General features: G+C 73.0%; 23 protein-coding genes. 13 read left to right on the forward strand and 10 right to left on the reverse strand.

The window, feature by feature from the left end; translation table 11 throughout:
• Positions 1–38: 38 nt before the first annotated feature.
• Positions 39–623, reverse strand: a complete 585-nt coding sequence (locus B2P18_RS09675) for a DUF664 domain-containing protein (protein ID WP_286958535.1) — start codon at positions 621–623, stop codon at positions 39–41.
• Positions 620–1,267, reverse strand: a complete 648-nt coding sequence (locus B2P18_RS09680) for a GNAT family N-acetyltransferase (protein ID WP_019286788.1) — start codon at positions 1,265–1,267, stop codon at positions 620–622. Before B2P18_RS09680 ends, B2P18_RS09675 begins: the two co-directional genes overlap by 4 nt.
• Before the next feature lie 169 nt (positions 1,268–1,436).
• Between B2P18_RS09680 and B2P18_RS09685 the strand changes: the two genes are divergently transcribed.
• Complete coding sequence (locus B2P18_RS09685) at positions 1,437–1,820, forward strand: hypothetical protein (RefSeq protein WP_286958540.1); 384 nt, start codon at positions 1,437–1,439, stop codon at positions 1,818–1,820.
• Between the two features lie 170 nt (positions 1,821–1,990).
• Here B2P18_RS09685 and B2P18_RS09690 read toward each other — a convergent pair whose 3' ends face one another.
• Positions 1,991–2,908 carry an SDR family oxidoreductase gene (locus B2P18_RS09690; RefSeq protein WP_019286790.1) on the reverse strand — a complete coding sequence of 306 codons (918 nt, stop codon included), beginning with the start codon at positions 2,906–2,908 and terminating at the stop codon, positions 1,991–1,993.
• Between the two features lie 170 nt (positions 2,909–3,078).
• Here B2P18_RS09690 and B2P18_RS09695 point away from each other — a divergent pair, with 170 nt between their 5' ends.
• The 8 genes from B2P18_RS09695 (at position 3,079) to B2P18_RS09730 (ending at position 8,499) form a co-directional block, all read left to right on the forward strand.
• A complete protein-coding gene (locus B2P18_RS09695) occupies positions 3,079–3,438 on the forward strand; it encodes a YciI family protein (RefSeq protein WP_286958546.1) in 360 nt (119 codons plus the stop codon).
• Positions 3,438–3,785 carry a YciI family protein gene (locus B2P18_RS09700; RefSeq protein ID WP_019286792.1) on the forward strand — a complete coding sequence of 116 codons (348 nt, stop codon included), beginning with the start codon at positions 3,438–3,440 and terminating at the stop codon, positions 3,783–3,785. The genes B2P18_RS09695 and B2P18_RS09700 overlap by 1 nt, the downstream gene beginning before the upstream one ends.
• A 6-nt stretch (positions 3,786–3,791) precedes the next feature.
• On the forward strand, positions 3,792–5,072 hold the full coding sequence (locus tag B2P18_RS09705; RefSeq protein WP_286958551.1) for an RNA polymerase sigma factor: 1,281 nt from the start codon (positions 3,792–3,794) through the stop codon (positions 5,070–5,072).
• A gap of 63 nt (positions 5,073–5,135) precedes the next feature.
• Positions 5,136–5,996 (forward strand): FkbM family methyltransferase, encoded by an 861-nt coding sequence (locus B2P18_RS09710; protein ID WP_286958553.1) that lies wholly within the window; start codon positions 5,136–5,138, stop codon positions 5,994–5,996.
• A 59-nt stretch (positions 5,997–6,055) separates the two neighbouring features.
• The gene (locus tag B2P18_RS09715) at positions 6,056–6,208 is read left to right on the forward strand and encodes a hypothetical protein (RefSeq protein WP_286958555.1); all 153 of its coding nucleotides are present in this window, start codon (positions 6,056–6,058) and stop codon (positions 6,206–6,208) included.
• On the forward strand, positions 6,205–7,017 hold the full coding sequence (locus tag B2P18_RS09720) for an NAD-dependent epimerase/dehydratase family protein (RefSeq protein WP_286958558.1): 813 nt from the start codon (positions 6,205–6,207) through the stop codon (positions 7,015–7,017). Before B2P18_RS09715 ends, B2P18_RS09720 begins: the two co-directional genes overlap by 4 nt.
• Positions 7,018–7,205: 188 nt before the next feature.
• Positions 7,206–7,598, forward strand: coding sequence for a DUF2237 family protein (locus B2P18_RS09725; RefSeq protein ID WP_286958560.1), 393 nt, complete (start codon positions 7,206–7,208; stop codon positions 7,596–7,598).
• A complete protein-coding gene (locus B2P18_RS09730) occupies positions 7,591–8,499 on the forward strand; it encodes an NAD-dependent epimerase/dehydratase family protein (protein WP_286958561.1) in 909 nt (302 codons plus the stop codon). Before B2P18_RS09725 ends, B2P18_RS09730 begins: the two co-directional genes overlap by 8 nt.
• Positions 8,500–8,581: 82 nt before the next feature.
• Here B2P18_RS09730 and B2P18_RS09735 read toward each other — a convergent pair whose 3' ends face one another.
• Together B2P18_RS09735 and B2P18_RS09740 are read right to left on the reverse strand one after the other, a co-directional pair.
• Entirely contained in the window at positions 8,582–9,079 is a 498-nt protein-coding gene (locus tag B2P18_RS09735; protein WP_286958563.1) for a metallophosphoesterase family protein, read from the reverse strand.
• Between the two features lie 36 nt (positions 9,080–9,115).
• Positions 9,116–9,397, reverse strand: coding sequence for a mycoredoxin (locus tag B2P18_RS09740; RefSeq protein WP_286958565.1), 282 nt, complete (start codon positions 9,395–9,397; stop codon positions 9,116–9,118).
• Positions 9,398–9,485: 88 nt separating this feature from the next.
• Here B2P18_RS09740 and B2P18_RS09745 point away from each other — a divergent pair, with 88 nt between their 5' ends.
• A complete protein-coding gene (locus B2P18_RS09745; RefSeq protein WP_286958566.1) occupies positions 9,486–9,653 on the forward strand; it encodes a hypothetical protein in 168 nt (55 codons plus the stop codon).
• 23 nt (positions 9,654–9,676) lie between these two features.
• On the opposite strand, the gene B2P18_RS09750 is transcribed toward B2P18_RS09745, so the two are convergent.
• Positions 9,677–10,207 carry a DUF1697 domain-containing protein gene (locus B2P18_RS09750; RefSeq protein ID WP_286958568.1) on the reverse strand — a complete coding sequence of 177 codons (531 nt, stop codon included), beginning with the start codon at positions 10,205–10,207 and terminating at the stop codon, positions 9,677–9,679.
• A gap of 208 nt (positions 10,208–10,415) precedes the next feature.
• On the opposite strand from B2P18_RS09750, the gene B2P18_RS09755 reads away from it, so the two are divergent.
• Positions 10,416–11,453: a zinc-binding dehydrogenase gene (locus tag B2P18_RS09755; RefSeq protein ID WP_286958570.1), complete on the forward strand. Its 1,038-nt coding sequence runs from the start codon at positions 10,416–10,418 to the stop codon at positions 11,451–11,453.
• A 41-nt stretch (positions 11,454–11,494) separates the two neighbouring features.
• Here B2P18_RS09755 and B2P18_RS09760 read toward each other — a convergent pair whose 3' ends face one another.
• The 4 genes from B2P18_RS09760 to B2P18_RS09775 form a co-directional block, all read right to left on the reverse strand.
• Positions 11,495–11,902: a VOC family protein gene (locus B2P18_RS09760; RefSeq protein WP_029211089.1), complete on the reverse strand. Its 408-nt coding sequence runs from the start codon at positions 11,900–11,902 to the stop codon at positions 11,495–11,497.
• A gap of 19 nt (positions 11,903–11,921) precedes the next feature.
• Positions 11,922–12,731, reverse strand: coding sequence for a helix-turn-helix domain-containing protein (locus tag B2P18_RS09765; protein ID WP_029211088.1), 810 nt, complete (start codon positions 12,729–12,731; stop codon positions 11,922–11,924).
• A gap of 391 nt (positions 12,732–13,122) precedes the next feature.
• Positions 13,123–13,485: a DsrE family protein gene (locus B2P18_RS09770; RefSeq protein WP_019286808.1), complete on the reverse strand. Its 363-nt coding sequence runs from the start codon at positions 13,483–13,485 to the stop codon at positions 13,123–13,125.
• Positions 13,486–13,640: 155 nt separating this feature from the next.
• Positions 13,641–14,729, reverse strand: coding sequence for an alpha/beta fold hydrolase (locus B2P18_RS09775; RefSeq protein ID WP_286958572.1), 1,089 nt, complete (start codon positions 14,727–14,729; stop codon positions 13,641–13,643).
• 91 nt (positions 14,730–14,820) lie between these two features.
• Here B2P18_RS09775 and B2P18_RS09780 point away from each other — a divergent pair, with 91 nt between their 5' ends.
• Positions 14,821–16,410: a molybdopterin-dependent oxidoreductase gene (locus tag B2P18_RS09780; protein WP_286958573.1), complete on the forward strand. Its 1,590-nt coding sequence runs from the start codon at positions 14,821–14,823 to the stop codon at positions 16,408–16,410.
• Between the two features lie 235 nt (positions 16,411–16,645).
• Complete coding sequence (locus B2P18_RS09785; RefSeq protein ID WP_286958574.1) at positions 16,646–18,589, forward strand: glycosyl hydrolase family 28-related protein; 1,944 nt, start codon at positions 16,646–16,648, stop codon at positions 18,587–18,589.
• Positions 18,590–18,781 lie beyond the last annotated feature (192 nt).

Raw genomic sequence — 18,781 nt, forward strand, 5'->3', positions numbered from 1 at the left:
ACCTGCACCGATCCGCGCGGGCCCACGCGCACCGGCGGTCAGAGGGCGGGCCTCAGAGCGGGCCACGCCCAGTCGCCGGGCGGGTCCTCGCCGACGCGGCCGTCGATCGCCTCGCGCAGCAGATCGGCGTGGCCGGTGTGGCGGCCGTACTCCTCGACCAGGTCGCACACGAATCGCCGGATGCTGGGCCGCAGCCCGTCGGGCTGCAGGTGCGCGGGCTCGTCGAGACGCCCCTGCGCCACGATCTCGGCGAGCCGCGTGCGCGAGCGGGCGACGGCCTCGTCATACAGGGCGTAGATCTCCTCGGCCGTCTTCCCCTCCCCCACGGTGAACTGCCACACGTCCACGTCCACGTCCTCGCCCTGGGGCACCCGCGTCCTGGTGACGGGCCGCTCGCCGGCGATGGCCCAGCACAGGACATCGTCCTCCACGAGGGCGAGGTGCTTGAGCAGCCCGCCCATCGTGAGGGTCGAGGACGGTATGCCGGACCGGAGCTGGGCCAGGTCGAGGCCGTCCGCCTTCCAGCGGAACGTCGCGCGCAGGCGGTCCAGCATGCCGACGAGGTGCTCGGCCTCGCCGGCGGCGATCGGGGGCTCCCACGGCGGGAGGTCGGTGGTGGTCATGGCGTCTCCTTCGGTGGGTGGACTCGCGCGGCCTGCGCGGATGGTGCGGGTATGCCGTGGACGGGGGTGGCAGGGGTCGCGTGGGCAGGGGCGACGGTGCGGCTGAGGATCCAGGCGTGCTTGCCGACCTGGCGCACGCGCTGGAAGTCGTGGTCCTCGTAGAGCTCGGCCGTGGCGCTGAACAGGAACCGTCCCTGGGCCTGCCGCCCCACGGTGGTCTCGCTGATCGCCTCCACGAGGCCACCTCCTGCGGCGGCGATGAGCTCGAGCGCGCCGCTGAGGGCGAGCCGGGCGATCCCCTGCCCGCGGTGGCGGCGGTCGACGTAGATGCAGGTGATGCGCCAGTCCGGCTCGGGCGGCGGGTCCTGGTCGTAGGCCCGCTTGTGCTTGATGCCGGCGAGCTCGTCGGGGTCGCCGTACTGAGCCCAGCCCTGCGCGAGCCCGTCCTCGTCGATCACGAGCGCGGCGTGCGCGCCGTCCGTCATGACGCGCTCGCGCTTGGCTGCGCGGTGGTCGATGCGCTGCCCGCACTCGGGGTGGAAGCCGATGCACCAGCAGCCGCCATACACCCCGTTGTTGCGCTCGACGAGCTCGGCGAACGGCTCCCAGGTGTCCGGTCCGAGAGGGACCACGCGATAGCTCATGGCCCCGACGCTAGGGCCCGTTGCGGACGATCCGCGTCCTGACGCTCATCCTCACGATGATCGGGGCGGGGGGCCGCAAGGGCCGCCAGGCGCGGCCAGCGAACTAGGCTCGAGGAACGTCATGGCGGACGAGCATCCGGCTCGGCGCCCAGTCCACCGGGAGGCCCCCATGTCCGAGAGCTTTCAGCCAGGTCACGAGCACGTCGAGAGCCGCGACGCGATCGTCACGCTCAGCACCCCCATGCTCGAGCAGCTCGACGACCGGCAGCGCCGCATCCTGGTCAACGACCTGGTCGAGCTGTCCCAGTCCGGGCGGGACCACCACGCGGTGTCGGAGATGCTCGGCGAGCGCCTGACCAAGCTCGGCATCGAGCAGCCCAAGCACGTCGTCGACCGCCTCTCGGAGAACATCGCCCAGGCCAGCAACCTCACCATCTCCCTCGACGACGGCACCGTGCTGCACGGCGACCCGAGCTGGACCCCGGCGACGCACGACACCGACGTCCAGGGCACCGAGGACCCGGCGGACGACGACCGCCCCACCTACAGCTGACGCCCGGGGTCGGGGAGTCGACGTCCCAGCGCCTCAGCGCCCCAGAGCGCCAGCGCCCGCGCCCCAGAGCCCCAGAGCCCCAGAGCCCCAGAGCCCCAGAGCACAAAGATCGTGAGGGTTGGTCCAAGGATGTTGGACCAAACCCTCACGATCTTGGGGGTGGTGCGGGATCAGGGGGTCGGCATACCGCCGTTGACGTTGAGCGTCTCGCCGATCACGTAGCTCGACTCGGGCGAGGCGAGGAAGACGTAGGCGGGGGCGAGCTCGGTCGGCTGGCCGGCGCGGCCGAGGGCGGTCGACTTGCCGAACTCCGGCAGGTCGTCGGGGAGCTGGCCGCCGGACGGCTGCAGCGGGGTCCAGATCGGGCCCGGGGCCACCGCGTTGACGCGAATCCCCTTGGGCGCCAGCTGCTCCGCCAGGCCCTTGGTGAAGTTGTTGATCGCGGCCTTGGTCGACGCGTAGTCGATCAGCGTCGCCGACGGGGAGTAGGCCTGGATCGACGTGGTGTTGATGATCGTCGCGCCCGGCTCGAGGTGCGGCAGGGCGGCGCGCACGAGGCGGAACATCGCGAGGATGTTGATGTCGTAGGTCGCCTCGAGCTGCTCGTCGTCGATGTCGTCGAAGGACTCCGTGGCGACCTGCTTGCCGCCGTTGTTGACCAGGATGTCCAGACCACCGAGGGTCTTGACGGCCTCGTCGACCAGGGTCTTGGCAAAGGCCTTGTCGCGCAGGTCACCCGGGACGGTGCCGACGGTGCGGCCCTCGGCCTCGATGATCGCGGCGACCTTCTTGGCATCCTTCTCCTCCTCGGGGAGGTAGGTGATGACGACGTCGGCGCCCTCGCGGGCGTAGGCGATCGCGGTGGCCGCGCCGATGCCGGAGTCGCCACCGGTGATGAGCGCCTTGCGACCCTCGAGCCGACCGGTGCCGCGGTAGGACTTCTCGCCCAGGTCCGCCTTGGGCGTCATCTCGGCGTCCAGACCGGTGCCGGGCAGCGCCTCGGCGGGCGGCGTGATCGAGGGGTACCGCTTCACGGGGTCCTGCAGCGTCAGCTGGTCCACGGTGGTGGTGTTGGTGTCGTCGGACATGTGACTCTCCTTCGATGGTGGGCTTGTTCGTGCACCTACCCGGCAGGGAGGGGGTCTCACACGAGCGCCTCGCCGTCATTTCCCTCCCCTCAGCTGTCGATCTCGTGGGGGCCCGCGCGTCACAGTGGTGAGGTCGCACCCGCGGCCCGCAACCCGGATGGGAGATGACCATGGCTGACTACACCGTGCTGATCGTGGGAGACGCCGACCGTTGGTGGACCTCGATGAGCCTGGCGGAGCGCAAGGACGGCTACGCGCAGTACGAGAGGTTCGGCGAGGCCCTCGCCGCGGGCGGCCACCGCGTCGTGGGTGGTGCGGAGCTGACCCGTTCGTCGCAGTCGAGGTCGATCCCTGCGGGCGGCGGGCCCGTGACCGAGGGGCCCTACGCCGAGACGGCCGAGCAGGTCGGGGGCTACTACCAGATCGAGACGGACGACCTGGACGGCCTGCTCGAGTGCTGCCAGATCATCGCCGAGACGGGCGACGGCGTCGAGGTCCGCCCCAACGTCGATCCCGCGGATCGCCCGTAGTGACGCGCTATCTCGTGCTTCTCGCCTACGACCCGCGCACCTGGGAGTCGGCGACGGCGGAGGAGCAGCAGGAGTATGTCGACGCGCACGCCGCCTTCGAGGCCGCCGTCGACGCGCGCGGCCGCCGCCTCGGCTCGGCGCCCCTCGCGGGGGCAGACACCGCAACGACGGTGCGCCACGAGGGCGGCGAGGTCGTGGTGACGGACGGTCCGTTCGCGGAGACGGCCGAGATGATCGCCGGCTACTACGACGTCGAGCTGCCCGACCTGGACGCAGCGGTGGCGGTGGCGCGGCTGCTGCCGGCGACCTACACCGTCGAGATCCGTCCGACGATCGAGCTCGGCTGAGGCGCCGTGACCGGCGAACCTGACGCGTCGCTCGCGCTGCTCGGGTCCGTCGTGCGCGAGGAGTGGGGACGCCTGACGTCCCTGCTCCTCGCGCGCTTCCGCCGGCTCGACCTGGTCGAGGACGCCCTGGCCGACGCCGTCGAGGCCGCCGCGCGACGGTGGCCCGTGGACGGAGTCCCGGACAGCCCGGTGGCCTGGCTCCACACCGCGGCCGCGCGGCGGGTGCTCGACCGGCTGCGCGCCGAGGCCATGCAGCACCGCCGTATGCCGTTGCTGGTCAGCGACATCCAGCGCACCGCAGGGAGCGGAGGCGCCATGGCCGACCCCGGGGGTCTGGTGGAGGACGACCTCCTGAGGCTCGTCCTCATGTGCACCCACCCCGCGCTGGCGCCGGAGGCCGCGAGCGCCCTCGCCCTGCGTCTGGTGGTGGGGGTCAGCACGCCCGACATCGCCCGGCTGTTCCTGGTGCCCGAGGCCACGATGGCGGCCCGGCTGACGCGGGCCAAGAAGAAGGTCGTGGCGGCCGGCATCCCCTTCGCCGTGCCGGGTGCCGCCGAGCTGCCGGGCCGGCTGTCGACGGTCGCGCAGACGGTCTACCTCGCGTTCACCGCCGGGTATGCCCCGGGCAGCGGGCCTGACCCGGTGCGCGCCGAGCTGGCCGGCGAGGCGGTCCGCCTGGTCCGTGCGGTGCGGGCGCTGACGCCCGGGGACCCCACCCTCACGGCCTTGCTCGCCCTGGTGCTGCTGCAGCACTCGCGCCGGGACGCCCGCACGGACGACGCCGGGCGGCTAGTGCTGCTCGCGGACCAGGACCGGAGCCGCTGGCACCGCGACGAGATCGCCGAGGCGGTGGCCCTGCTCGAGTCCGCACCCCTGCGTGGCGGGCTGCCGGTCCAGGCCGCCGCCTACCTCCTGCAGGCGCGCATCGCGGCGGAGCACGCGCTGGCGCCGCGGCCCGACGACACCCGCTGGGACCGGATCGTCGCGCACTACGACCTGCTCGTGGCGGTGGCGCCCGGCCCGAGCGTCGAGCTCGCCCGCGCCGTGGCGGTGGCGCAGGCCCGCGGGCCAGGGGCCGGCCTGGCCGCTATCGCGGCGATCAGCGGGGTCGGCGGGGTCGGCGCGAGCCACCGGTTCGACGCCGTGCGCGCCGAGCTCCTGACCCGGGCCGGGCGAGTGGCGGCGGCCAGGACGGCATACGACGCGGCGATCTCCTTGTGCCGCAACGAGGCCGAGCTCAGCCACCTGCACGACCGGCGCGCTGCCCTCGACCAGCCACCGGGCTAACCCCCACCGCGACGACCGCCCCCTCTAGGGTCGACGGACCGCCGGCGCGACACGAGGAGCAGCATGTCCGGGACGATCTCCCCACGACGCGAGTCCGACCGTCTGGCAGACCTGCTCGGGCCGACGCGGCTCACGGAGGTCGTCGACATCGGGGCCAACCCGCTCGAGGACGAGCCGCCCTATCTCGCCATGCTGCGCGAGGGCGCCTGCCGGGTCACGGGATTCGAGCCGCAGCCCGAGGCGATCGAGCGACTGCGCTCGGCCGCAGGCGATCTCGAGCGCTACCTCCCCTATGCCATCGGCGACGGCGCCACCCACACCCTGCACCTGTGCGCCTCGTCCGGGTTCTCCAGCCTCTACGAGCCCGACCCCGCGCAGCTCGAGCTGCTCGTCGACTTCCCCCGGCTGGCAACGGTGGTCGACCGTATCTCGCTCACCACGACCCATCTCGACGACGTCCGGGAGATCGAGCTGCTCGACCACCTCAAGATCGACGTCCAGGGCGCCGAGCTCATGGTCTTTCGCGGCGGCCGCGAGACGTTGGCCCGCGCCACGAGCATCCAGGTGGAGGTGGGCTTCCACCGCCTCTACCGCGACCAGCCGACCTTCGCCGACATCGACCTCGAGCTGCGCGAGCAGGGTTTCGTGCCGCAGGAATTCGTGTCGACCAAGACCTGGCCCCTGGCTCCCGTGCAGTGGGCCGACGCCGACGAGGGACGCGCCCACCAGCTCGTCGAGGCCGACGTCCTGTACGTCCGAGACCTCACGCGCCTCGACCTGCTCGACGACGAGCAGCTGCGCCACCTGGCGCTGGTCGCGCACGTCGTCTACGACCAGCGTGGGGTGGCGCTGCACGCCATAAGGGAGCTGGTGCGCCGGCGCGCGCTGGACCCGTCGACCGAGTCGCGCTACCGAGCGCCGTGACCAGGGGTTGTGCAGCACGTGTTCACCTCCTGTCCAGCGCCCGTGGCGAGAGTCGGCCCATGACCGACGTCGACGCAGCCCGCGAGACCGGGGTGCCCCGCGCCGAGCTGATGGCGACCGCCGAGGGACGCCACCTTTACGAACGAGCAGGCTTTTCCACCACCGCCTTTCCCGCCATGCGGGCCGACCTGCGCGCGATGATGGAGCCATGACCGACACCGACACGGACACGGGCACCACGCGGACCAGGCGACGGATCCTCATCACCGGCGCGACCGGAGGCATCGGGCTGCTGCTGGCTGACCGCCTGCGCGACGACTACGAGATCGTGCAGCACGGCCGCACCCCCAAGAACGACGAGCAGGAGCGAGTGCTCCAGCGGGCCGACCTCGAGGACTACGCCGAGGTGCTGCCGCTCATGGAGGGCGTCGACACCGTCCTGCACCTCGCGGGCTCCGCCTCCCCCGAGTCCGACTGGGACGACGTGCTCGCCGCCAACATCGTGGGCTACCGCAACGTGCTCGAGGCGGCTCGCGAGGCCGGGGTGCGCCGCGTGGTCTACGCGTCGTCCAACCACGCGATGGGGATGTACGACCGGCTCGAGCAGTGGCCCGTCTATCCCCACCAGCTGCCGCGCGCCGACTCGCTGTACGGCGTGTCCAAGGTGTTCGGCGAGACGCTGGGCCGCTACTACCACGACGAGCACGGACTGGACGTCATCGCGCTCCGCATCGGGTGGATGTCCGACGACCCGTTCGACGCCGACGAGGACGTGCTCCACGCCATGTGGCTCAGCGAGGACGACACCGAGCGGGTCTTTCGCTGCGCGATCGAGGCCGAGGTGACCTTCGGGCTCTACTATGCGATCTCCGACAACCCCAACCGCCGCTGGGACCTCACCAACACGATGCTCGAGCTCGGCTACCGGCCGCAGGACTCGTGGACCGAGCGCACCGACGAGCCGGAGGACGTGGTCGAGGGCGGCGCCCCGGTGCGCGACGACTGGCCGCTCAACTCCTGACGCGCCCCGCCGTGCCCCCGGGGCGCGCCATACCTCCTGGGCACCCCCGAGGATCGTGAGGGTTTGGTCCAAGGATGGTGGACGTTGGGTCTGGTGGCAGAGGACCCCGCGCCCGGGCACCCCTCCTGACGGTGACCCGGCGTCGGGCCCAGGCCCCACCGACCGTCGGGCCCCGGCATACTGGCCCCATGACCCAGCTCAACGTCCTCGGCGGTCCGCTCGACGAGTGCGGGCAGGACCCCGTGACCGGGTTCTATCGCGACGCGACCTGCACGATCGGTCCGGAGGACCTGGGGCACCACTCGATCTGCGCGGTCGTCACCGTCGAGTTCCTGGCGCACCAGCGGTCGATCGGCAACGACCTGTCGACGCCACGCCCGCAGTACGGCTTCGCGGCGCTGCAGCCCGGCGACACCTGGTGCGTGACGGCGCGCAACTGGCTGATGGCGCACGAGGCTGGGGCCGCCGCGCCGGTGCGGCTGGCCGCGACCAACCAGGCCGTGCTGGGGATCGTGCCGCTGGAGGTGCTGCGGGCGTATGCCGTCGACGTGCCCGACGACACCAGCTCCCTCGATGACTGAGGCGCGGAGCACCGACACGGGGAGCACCGAGACGTGCAGCGTCGAGGCGCGCAGCGTCGAGGATGGGACTACCGCCACCCTGATCGGGTGCGGCGACCTCGGGGCCCGGATCGGGCTGCTCCTCGCGTCGCTGGGCGTGGCCGTGCGCGCGGTGCGTCGTCAGGTCGACCGCGTCCCGGATCCGCTGCACGGCATCGCCGCCGACATCACCGACGACCGCACGCCCCTGCCCGACCTGTCCGCCGACCTGCTCGTGGTGTGCCTGACCGCCGACGAGCGGGACGAGGCGGGCTACCGGCGCACCTATGTCGAAGGGATGTCGCGCGCTCTCGAGGCGGCCACCCGGGCGGGCCGGTCACCTCGCCGGGCGGTGCTCGTGTCCTCGACCGGGGTGTATGGCGACGCCACCGGTCTCGTGGACGAGGCCACCACGCCGGAGCCGTCACGCGCGACCTCGCGGGTGCTGCTCGAGGCCGAGTCGGCGTTCCGGGAGGCGGTGCCGCACGGCACGGTGGCCCGGCTCAGCGGCCTGTACGGCGACCGCGAGCCCCGCATCGTCGCGCAGGTGCGCCGCGGCGAGGACCCGCACCCGCACCGGTGGACCAATCGGCTGCACCGGCACGACGCGGCGGCCGCCGTCGTCCACCTCCTGACCCGCCCCGAGGCGCCGGACCCGCTCTACGTCGTCACCGACGACGAGCCCTGCACCAGCGGCGAGCTGAGCGCGTATGTCGCTGCGCTGCTGGGGATCTCGTGGTCGGTCAGCACCCCTGGTCGATCCGTGGCCGAGGGTCGCTGCCTGTCCAACGCGCGTCTACGGGCGACCGGCTTCACGCTGCAGCACCCGACCTATCGCGAGGGCTACCGCGCCCTGCTGACCGGGCTCGGCCTCACCGTCTGACCCGGATCGGGTGAGTCTGCTGCTCGTCGACGAGCAGCGGACTCACCCGATGACGCGCGCCAGGCGCAAGGACGCCTCAGCCTCAGAGGGCCACGATCTCGTGGCGGACGAGCTCGCCTGCGGCGATCTCGAGGATCCCGGCCGTGTGCCGCGGCTGCCGCCTCTGGTCGGTCGGCGACCCGGGGTTGAACAGATGCGTCCCGTCCTCCACGAGGTCCATGGGGATGTGGGAGTGGCCGTAGACGACAACGTCGGCCTCCGGGAACCGCCGCCGCATCCGCCGCCCTCGCCCCTGCCGGGGACCGGCGTCGTGGATCATCGCGAGGCGGACGCCGTCGACCTCGAGCGACAGCGTCTCCGGGACACCGCCTCCCCACGCGGCGACCTCCGGGCCGTCGTTGTTGCCGAGGACGACCCGGACGGGCGCGAACGCCGACAGCTCGTCGAGCACCGCCGGCACGCACACGTCACCCGCGTGCAGGACGAGGTCCGCCCCCTCCAGCAGGGGAACGAGCCTGGGCGGCACGGACTTCCAGCGCCGGGGAGCGTGCGTGTCCGCGACCACCAGCAGCCGCGTCATACGGCTGACCACGGCGATGGCGACGGCACGGGAGACTCAGCCGAGCCGCGAACGGACCTCGGCCAGCGAGGGATTGGTGGCCGAGCTGCCGTCGGGAAAGACCACGGTCGGCACCGTCTGGTTGCCGTGGTTGATGGTCTCGACCAGCTCGGCGCTGGCGGACGAGTCCTCGATGTTGACCTCGGTGTAGCCGATCCCGGCGCGGTCGAGGTCGCCCTTGAGGCGGCGGCAGTAGCCGCACCAGGTGGTGGAGAACATCGTGATGGTGCTGGCCTGCGGCAGGGCGACGCCGGGGGGGAGGATCTCGCTCACGTTCATGCCCTCCCCAACACCGGGGCGGGCCGCGCGATTCCGCAGCCCCGCCCCGGCTCGAGCCGATCAGCGCGTCGGACGCCAGGGCTCTGCCTTGCCTGCGTCACCCACGCACGTGTCGACGATCGAGGTGGGCATGCCCGGCGCCCTGGACCGCAGGGTCGCGCAGGTCGGCGTGTCCTGGCCGCTCCACACCTCGGACCAGCCGTTGGCGCCCTGGGCCCGCAGGGCGGCCGCGCCCACGCACTCCGGCGCGCCGTAGCTGCCCCAGCCGGGCGACCCGTCTCAGCACCACTTGGCCGCGATCGCCTCGACCACGGTGCGGTTGCGGTTGGTGGCCATCCCTGCGACGCGCTCGACGGCCGTGTTGGTGAGTCGCGACCGGTGGTAGTCGGGGCCGAGCAGCAGGTGCACGGCCCGCCCACGGGGCACGACCCGCTCGCCGGGAGCCTCGAGGGCGTGCAGCGCAGTGACCACCTCCGCGGACGGCTCCTGCGGCAGGAAGGACACGTAGTGCCTGCCCTCGTGCCCCTCGGCGACCTCGTCCAGCTCGTCGGCCACCGCGCGGACCTCCGCCGGCGTCAGCAGCGCCACCGGCACCTCGAATCCCCTGTCGTCCAGGAATGCCCGCTCCATCGCGGCGACGACCTTGTCGCGCGAGCGCATCGTCGTGGTGAGGCGCACGTTGCCGGTGTTGATGTGGGTGGCGACGTCGGTGAACCCCGCCGCCTCCAGGCACGCGACGATCTGCTGGGGCGAGAACGTCCGCTTGCCGGCGAGGTTGATCGCCCGCAGGAAGCCGATCCAGGTGCTCATGACGCCATCCTCCCCCACCACCCGCCGAGACGCCCCCGCCCACCCCGTCGAGAGGCTCCCACCCACCCGTTGAGAGGCGACAAACGGGGGTTGTGGCCGGCTCATCACCCCCATTTGTCGCCTCTCGACGAAGGAGGGCGGGAGGGAGGCGGGAGGGCGGGCTCGACGGGCGGGCACCTAGACTCGCGGGCAGTCGAGAGGAGCGAGCGTGCGTGCTGTCGTGATGGACGAGCTGGCCGGGCCGCTGCAGGTGCGGGAGGTGGCCGACCCCGCGCCGCCCGCGGGCGGGGTGGTCGTCGACGTGCACGCCACGGGACTGTGCCGCAGCGACTGGCACGCCTGGGCCGGGCACGACGACGTCGCGCTGCCCCACGTGCCAGGGCACGAGCTGGCCGGCGTGGTCAGCGTCGTCGGCACGGGCGTCTCGCGCTGGCGGGTCGGCGATCGCGTGACGGTGCCCTTCGTGTGCGGGTGCGGACGCTGCGACTGGTGCCTCACCGGTCAGGCGCAGGTGTGCCCCGCGCAGGAGCAGCCCGGTTTCACGCACTGGGGATCCTTTGCCGAGCGGGTGGTGCTGCACGCCGCCGACACCAATCTCGTCGCCATCCCCGACGGCGTCACGACCGAGGCGGCGGCCAGCCTGGGCTGCCGGTTCGCGACGGCCTACCGCGCCCTCACCGCTCGTGCCGACGTGCAGCCCGGCGAGTGGGTGTGCGTCGTGGGGGCCGGGGGCGTCGGGCTCAGCGCGGTCATGGTCGCGAGCGCGCTCGGGGCGCGGGTCGTCGCGGTGGACCGGTCGGTCGGGGCGCTCGAGCGCGCCGCCGCGATGGGCGCGACCAGCACGGTCCTCAGCGAGACCGGGGTGGACGTCCCCGCCGAGGTGCAGGCCCTGACCGGCGGGGTGCACGTCAGCGTCGACGCGGTGGGCAGCGAGCAGACCGCCGCGAGCGCCGTGCTCAGCCTGCGCCGACGCGGGCGACACGTGCAGGTCGGTCTGCTGCCGCCCGTGGACGGCCATCCGCGCCTCCCCATGGACCGCGTGATCGCCTGGGAGCTCGACCTGCTCGGCAGCCACGGCATGGCGGCCGCGGACTACCCCGGGATGCTGGCGCTGATCGAGGGCGGTGCGCTGCGACCGCAGGACCTGGTCGAGCGGGTCGTCGGCCTGGCGGACGCGGTGCGGCTGCTGCCCGCGATGGACACGGCCGCGCCCGCCGGCATCACGATCATCGATCCCCGCCGCTGACGCGCCCGGGCCTGGCACGGCTGCACGGCCCCGGCCCGCCCTCACGCCCCCGCGTAGGACCCGATGGAGTACTGATTGCCCTCGGGGTCGGCGACCGAGGCCGACCGGCCGCCGTAGTCCTGGTCCGACGGCGCCATGAGCGAGGTGCCGCCCGCCGCGAGCGCGCGCTCGTGGACCTCGTCGACCTGCTCGTCGGTGGGGACGACGAGATAGCAGGTGGCGACGCCGACGCGCCGCTGGTAGTCGCTGCCGGACGGGACGGCCCGCCCCGCGGAGCCGCACATGACGCCACCGGCGGCGCCCCAGGCGAGCTCGGCGTGCACGACCGTGCTCGGGTCGTCGGGGTCGCGGTGGACCGCGCGCTCGTCGAAGCCCAGCGCCCGCAGGAAGGTCAGGCCCGCGTCGGCGTCGTCGAAGTGGACGCTGTGGAACAGGGTTGGTGTGGTCATGGCTCCAGCCTCCTGCGGCTCACGCCGGATCGTCTTGAACGATGGGGAACACCTCGGACCGCCACTGCGTGGGCGTCTGCCCGGCGAGTGCACGGAACTCGCGGCTGAGGTGGGCCTGGTCGGCATACCCCGCGCGGGCGGCGACCTCGACCCACGGCTGCCCGGCGCGCGCGAGGCGCATCGCCGCACCGAACCTGTGGAGCTGCCGGACCTCCTGCGGCGGCAGCCCGAACTCGCCGGTGAAGCGGGTGACCAGGTGGCGCCGCGACCAGCCCACCTCGGACGCGAGGCCGGATACCGTCACCCGCCCGCCCCGGCGGTCGAGCAGCCGCCACGCGTGCGCGAGATCGTCTGGCACGACGGACCGTTCGCGGGAGGCAACCTGCAGCAGATGCTCCTCGAGCAGGGCGAACCGCGCGTCCCAGCCCCACCGATTCAGCCCCGCCAGCCGCTCGTGCAGGTCGTGGGGGATGCCCGTGGGCAGGTCGGCGTGGGCGACGAGACCGCGGGCGATCGCGGCGGCTGGCACCCCCAGCAGCGCACGGCAGCCGGCCGGCGTGAGGTCCAGCTGGATGCCGTGCTGCACGCCGTGGGTGCGGATCAGCGCCGGGCGGGTGTGGAGCCCGGAGGCGAGCAGCCACTGCCGCGAACGCGCGTCGGGCTGGTCGCACCAGGTCACGTCGAGCGGCTCGTCGAAGCTGATGATGACGGTCGCGCTCGGGCCGGGCACGCCGTGGTGCACCGCGCGCGGGTCGAGGCGCAGGTCATAGCCCGACATCCGGTGGACCAGGCCCGCCAGAGCGGGGTGCACGCGCCGGTCGTGCTGCATGGCGTCCAGGCTGGCACGTGCAGGACGGCCCGTCGAGGGTGGCTGCGGCATGCGGGTGCGAGGGCGGACCCGGTATGACGAACCGCCCGCACGACGCGGCCGCGGGCGAAGGCCATGTTGGCGAGGGTCCAGGCGGCCGGTCTCTCCATGGCGGGGTCGTGGAGCCGGGCGAGGCCAGCCTCCAGGTCCGCGGTCAGCTGCTCGACGGCCGGGTGGCGGGCCGCGAGGGCGGCGATGAGGGCCGACCGGAGTCGAGGTGGGAGATCTCGCTCACGGAGAAGCGCGCGTCGGCGAGCGTGATCAGCGAGTCCCGCGGAGGGGCCGCTCACCCCCCGGTCATCGGGCGGATCGCGGGTGATGTCCCGCGCGACGGCGCCTGCCGCCCCGAGTCTCAGTAGCTGAAGGTCGTGGCCCCCTCGTCGCCGATCCACTCCCACAGCTGGACGGACCCACCCTTGCGGGCGTTGTCGAGGAAGGTCGACGGGTCGAGCCCCTTGGCGTCCACGCAGATCCCGCAGACGATCATGGTGCCGCCCGCGGCGGCATACCGCGAGAGCAGGGTCGGCAGGGGCGGGCACCCGTCGCAGGCGACCCCCCGGGCGACCCCGTCGACGGCGAGGCGCACGGCCTCCTTGGTGAGGAACATCGTGGTCTCTCGGCCCGACTCCGCGGCGCCGACGGCGACGAGGAACGCGACGGTGACGCGCTCCGGGTCCTCCAGGCCGGTGGTCAGGCTGATGGCTGCCTTGCTCATGGTGCGCTCCTCGTGCTGGGGGCCGCTGCTGGGCCCGACAAGCCGACGCTAGGCCGGCACGCCACGGGATCGCATCGGTGCCGCCACCCAACGCGAGGCCGCGCGCCCAGCCCGCGCGTAGTCGCCCCCGCCCGCCCCCGCCCGCTCGTGCTCGCTCAGCCCTCGCGGACCCATTGCGCCACGGCGGCCGCGCGTGCCGTGGGGCCGCCGACGCCGAGGCGGGCATAGGCGTTCTGGAGGTGCCGCTCGACGGTGCGGACGCTGAGCGACAGGATGGCGCCGATGCCGGCGTTGTCGAGCCCCTGCGCCGCGAGCGCCAGCACCTCGCCCTCGCGCGGGGTGAGCAGCTCGCGCGCCGAGACCGCCGGCGCGACACCACCGTCCGCGCCCTCCGCGAGAAAGGCCGACACCTCGCGGAGGAACACCGGCCAGGCCGGCTCGTCCTCGAGCAGGATGTGGTTGCGGCTGTCGAGCAGCACCAGTCGGGCGCCCGGGATCCCGCGGGCGAGGATCCGCGAGTGCTCGACGTCGTTCATCCGCTCGTGCCGCGAGTGCACCACCAGGGTCGGGACGTCGAGGGTCGCCAGCAGGTCGGTCGCATCGGCCTGACCCCGCTGCCGGCGGGACTCGTAGGCCGTGCGCGCGCTCACCGCGCGGCGGTGCAGGTCGTCGAGCCAGCGCATCTGCTCCTCGGTCGCGTCCGGGATCATCATCGACGTGAAGACCCGGCGAAAGACGGGGTCCCGGCGGTCCCAGCCCGCGCGGATCATCGCCTCGAAGGCCGCCTCCAGCTCGCGGTCGTCGTCGGTGACGTGGCGCAGGGCGCCGGCGTAGGTGCTGGCGCACACCAGGTGCGTCACTCGCTCGGGATGCCGCGCCGCGTAGTGCAGCGCCACCGGGCCGCCCTGCGCCATCGCCATCAGCGCGAACCGCTCCAGCCCCGCGTCCTCCACCACCGCGACGAGGTCCTCGATGCGCCGCTCGAGCCCGAAGTCGGTGACCTCGCGGTCGGACAACCCGTGCCCGCGCTCGTCGAACCGCACCACCGTGCGCGTGCGCCCCAGCTCGACGAGGTAGTGACGCCATACCGGCGACTGCCAGTCGAACTCGAGGTGGCTCAGCCAGCAGCTGTCGAGGACCAGCGGGGGCCCGGCCCCGTGGACGGCGTAGGCGATCGTCGTCCCGTCGGACGATCGGCAGAACCGCACTCGCTGAGGGCTGTCGCGAGGAACGCCGTTCCTCATGGACCAAGGCTAGCCCCCGCCTCGCGCGGCGCCCAGGCTCGTCGCAGGCGCAGGACCACACCTCCCAGGGTCCAGGCATAGCGTCAGTGGCGTGAACCTCGACGGCGGCGCGACATCGGACCGGCCAGGCGACCGGGTCTCCCCGGCCGCCCGGGGAGCGATCGTCGGCCTGGCGTCTGGAGCGGTGACCGTCGGCGTCGCCGAGCTGCTGGCCGGCTTCGCGCAGCGGGCCACCTGGTCCAGCGGCACGCCCTCCCCGATCGACGCGGTCGGGGGTGCCTTCGTCGACCGGACTCCCCCGTGGCTCAAGGACTTTGCCGTCGCGACCTTCGGCACCAACGACAAGGCCGTGCTGTATGCCGGGATCGCCGTCACCCTCGTGGTGCTCGCCTGCGGCATCGGGCTCCTGGCGCTCCGCACGGCGCGGGGCGCCCTGGTCGCCCTCGCTCTGCTGGTCGGCGTCGCCATGGCCGCGGTGCTGTCCCGCCCCCAGGCCGCCGTCACCGACCTGGTCCCGTTGCTGCTCGGTGGCCTGGCGGGGATGTGGGCGCTCTCGCGCTGGGCGGCTCCTGCCTCGGCAACCGTGGCGGCCGTCTCCATGACCGAGCCGCGGCCGGTGTCGCGGCGGGTTCTGCTGGGGTCGGGCGTCGCCGCCGTCGTGGCGGGGGCTGCGGCCGTGGCGGTGGGGCGGGTCGTGGCGGGAGGTGCGCGAGCCGGGGCGATGGCGCGGGCGGCGTTCGTCGTGCCCAAGGTGGCCAAGCCCGTCGTCGTGCCCGCGGGCGCCTCGCTCGGCATCGCCGGCGTGACGCCGTTCATCGTGCCCAACGCCGACTTCTACCGCATCGACACGGCGCTCGTCGTGCCGCAGGTCGACCCCGCCGGCTGGTCCCTGCGGGTGACCGGCCTGGTCGACCGCGAGGTCACCCTCGACTGGGCGACCCTGCTCGCCAAGCCCATGCAGGAGTCGATGGTGACGCTGATGTGCGTCTCCAACGAGGTGGGCGGCACCCTCAACGGCAACGCCGTCTGGACCGGGTGGCCCGTGCGAGAGCTGTTGCGCGAGGCCCGGGTTCGAGACGGCGCTGACATGGTGCTGTCTACCAGCGTCGACGGTTTCACCGCCGGCACCCCGCTGGAGGCCCTGACCGACGACCGGGACGCGCTGCTCGTCGTCGCGCAGAACGGCCAGCCCCTGCTGCCCGAGCACGGCTTCCCCGTGCGCCTGGTCGTGCCTGGCCTCTACGGCTACGTCAGCGCTACGAAGTGGGTGACCGAGCTCAAGGTCACGACCTTCGCGGCGGACCAGGGCTACTGGACACCGCGCGGCTGGTCGGCGCTCGGTCCGGTCAAGACCCAGTCCCGCATCGACGTCCCCCGCGACGGGGCGACAGTGGCCGCCGGCACCGTCGCCGTGGCGGGCGTCGCGTGGGCGCAGCACCGCGGGATCACGGGCGTGCAGGTGCGGGTCGACGGCGGCCCCTGGGTCGACGCCCGGCTCGGCGCGGACGCCACGTCCGACGCCTGGCGCCAGTGGGTCTACGAGTGGCCGGCCACGTCGGGGCGGCACACGATCGGCATACGAGCGATCGACGCGACCGGGCAGCCGCAGACCGCAGAGCTCGCCCCGCCGGCGCCGAACGGCGCGACCGGCCACCACACCATCACCGTCACGGTCTCCTGACCGACCCGCCCCGGGCACGGCTCGTCCAAACGCAACCGGTCGTCGACCCCGTCAGGTCCGAGCAGGCGGCGATGCGCACGAACAACGTCCCCGTCATGGCCACCACCGCATCCTCGTGAGCGGGGCGAGCACCACGGCGAGGCCAGGGGTCCGTCCGCGCCCATCGCCCCACCGGGGAGCGCTTCGTGAGGGAATGGGCGCACGCACGTCACCCCCGCCTCATCACGAAGGAGTCATGATGCGAACCCCCATCACCCGTCCCCGAGCCCGTCGAGCGATCGGCGCAGCCGCTGTGAGCATCGCCCTCTCGGGGGCGGTGACCGCGCCTGCGGGTGCGATCACGTATGCCGCGCACCCCGCCCACCGCTCCACCGTCCCCGCCCCCGATCAGCTGTCTGGCGCAGCCCCGGCCGCGCTGGCGGCTGCGGCCGTCGACCTGCGCGCCTACGCCGACCCGCAGCTCGGGCCGAACGTGCTCGTGATGAAGCCGACGATGAGCGTCGAGCAGATCCGGAGCGTGTTCGACACGGTGGCGCAGCGACAGGTCCCCAACCACTTCGGGCCCGAGCGGTACGCCATCGTCTTCGAGCCCGGCACCTACGGCTCCGCCGCGAACCCGCTCGTCGTCCAGGTCGGCTACGGGACGCAGGTCGCCGGGCTGGGGCGGACGCCGGCGGACGTCGTCGTCCACGGCTCGATCAACGTCTACAACCAGTGCGACGCCAACGGCTGCATCGCGCTCAACAACTTCTGGCGCTCCCTGTCCAACCTCACGATCAACGTCGCCGGCGGCGAGGGCTGCCGCAAGGACACCCAGTTCTGGGCGGTCTCGCAGGCCGCGCCGATGCGCGACGTCGTCATCAACGGCCGCACCACGCTCATGGACTACTGCACCGCCGGCCCGCAGTACGCCAGCGGCGGCTTCATCGCGAACTCGACCCTGACCGGGCCGCCGGTCGTCAACGGCTCGCAGCAGCAGTTCTTCGTACGCAACACGACCCTGCCCGGGTGGAGCAACGGCGTGTGGAACCAGATGTTCGTGGGCTCGCCCGGGGCGCCCGCGACGACCTTCCCGGGCACCGACCCGGGCCCGTACACGACGATCGACCGCACTCCCGTCGTCCGGGAGACGCCACGGCTCGTGACGCAGCCGGACGGCACCCGCGGGGTCCTGGTGCCGGGCGTCCGCACGGACAGCGCCGGCCCGTCCACGACCTCGGGCCGCGTGATCCCGCTGGACCAGTTCGTCATCGCTTCGCCGTCGTCCCGCGTGCCCGCCATCAACAAGGCGCTGCGCGAGGGGAAGCACCTGCTCCTCACCCCGGGCACCTACTCGCTGCAGCAGACGATCAAGGTCACGCAGCCCGGGACGGTCGTGCTCGGCCTGGGGCTTCCCGCCCTCTCGCAGCGGACGGGGCAGCCCGTGATCGCGACGTCGTCCGTGCCGGGGGTGACGATCAGCGGGGTCATGCTCGACGCCGGGCCGAAGCGCTCGAAGACGATCCTCCAGGTCGGCGACGCCCACGGCAACGCGGGCTCCAAGCGTCGGTCCGCCGGCGCAGGGAGCACCCCCACCCTGGTGTCCGACGTGTTCCTGCGCGTCGGTGGCGCGGCGGCCGGGTCGACGACGACAGCGGTGACGGTCGACGCCTCCAACGTCATCCTCGACAACATCTGGGCGTGGCGCGCCGACCACGGCGAGGGTGTCGGCTGGACGGTCAACCCCGCTGACCACGGCGTCGTCGTCAACGGGGACGACGTCACGGCATACGGCCTGTTCGTCGAGCACTTCCTGCGCACGGAGGTGGTCTGGAACGGCGAGCGTGGTCGGGTCTACTTCTTCCAGAACGAGAAGCCGTACGACGTGCCGTCCCAGTCGGCCTGGATGATGACCCCCACCTTCAAGGGTTACCCCGCGTTCCAGGTCACGTCCGGCGTGCGGTCCTTCGAGGGCTGGGGCATGGGCAGCTACAGCTTCTTCAACCAGCACCAGGGCATCCACCTGAGCACGGCCTTCGTCTCGCCGACCAGGCCGGGCGTGCGCCTCAACCACCTGCTCACGAGGTGGCTCGACGGCGATGGCGGCATCGACTCCGTCGTCAACGGCGTCGGCGCCCCGGTCGACGCCACGAACCCCGGGCCCTCGACGGTCGTCGGCTATCCCGTCGCGACGCGCTGACCGCTCCGGGCGGCGCCCCGACCCTCCTCTCGGGGGTCGGGGCGCCGACGTGCTGTCGCACGGCGTCCGTGGTCGCGAGGCGTGAGGGGTGGGAGCGGTGCGTGAGCGTGGCGTCGGGCCATCGATTTTCGGCGCGTCAGGAGCGTTGACGGGTCCGGTCCAGGCTCCTGACGATCGGCCGAGAGACTGTGT

The organism is Arsenicicoccus sp. UBA2120, from assembly GCF_002330965.1.
Classification (GTDB): domain Bacteria; phylum Actinomycetota; class Actinomycetes; order Actinomycetales; family Dermatophilaceae; genus Arsenicicoccus; species Arsenicicoccus bolidensis.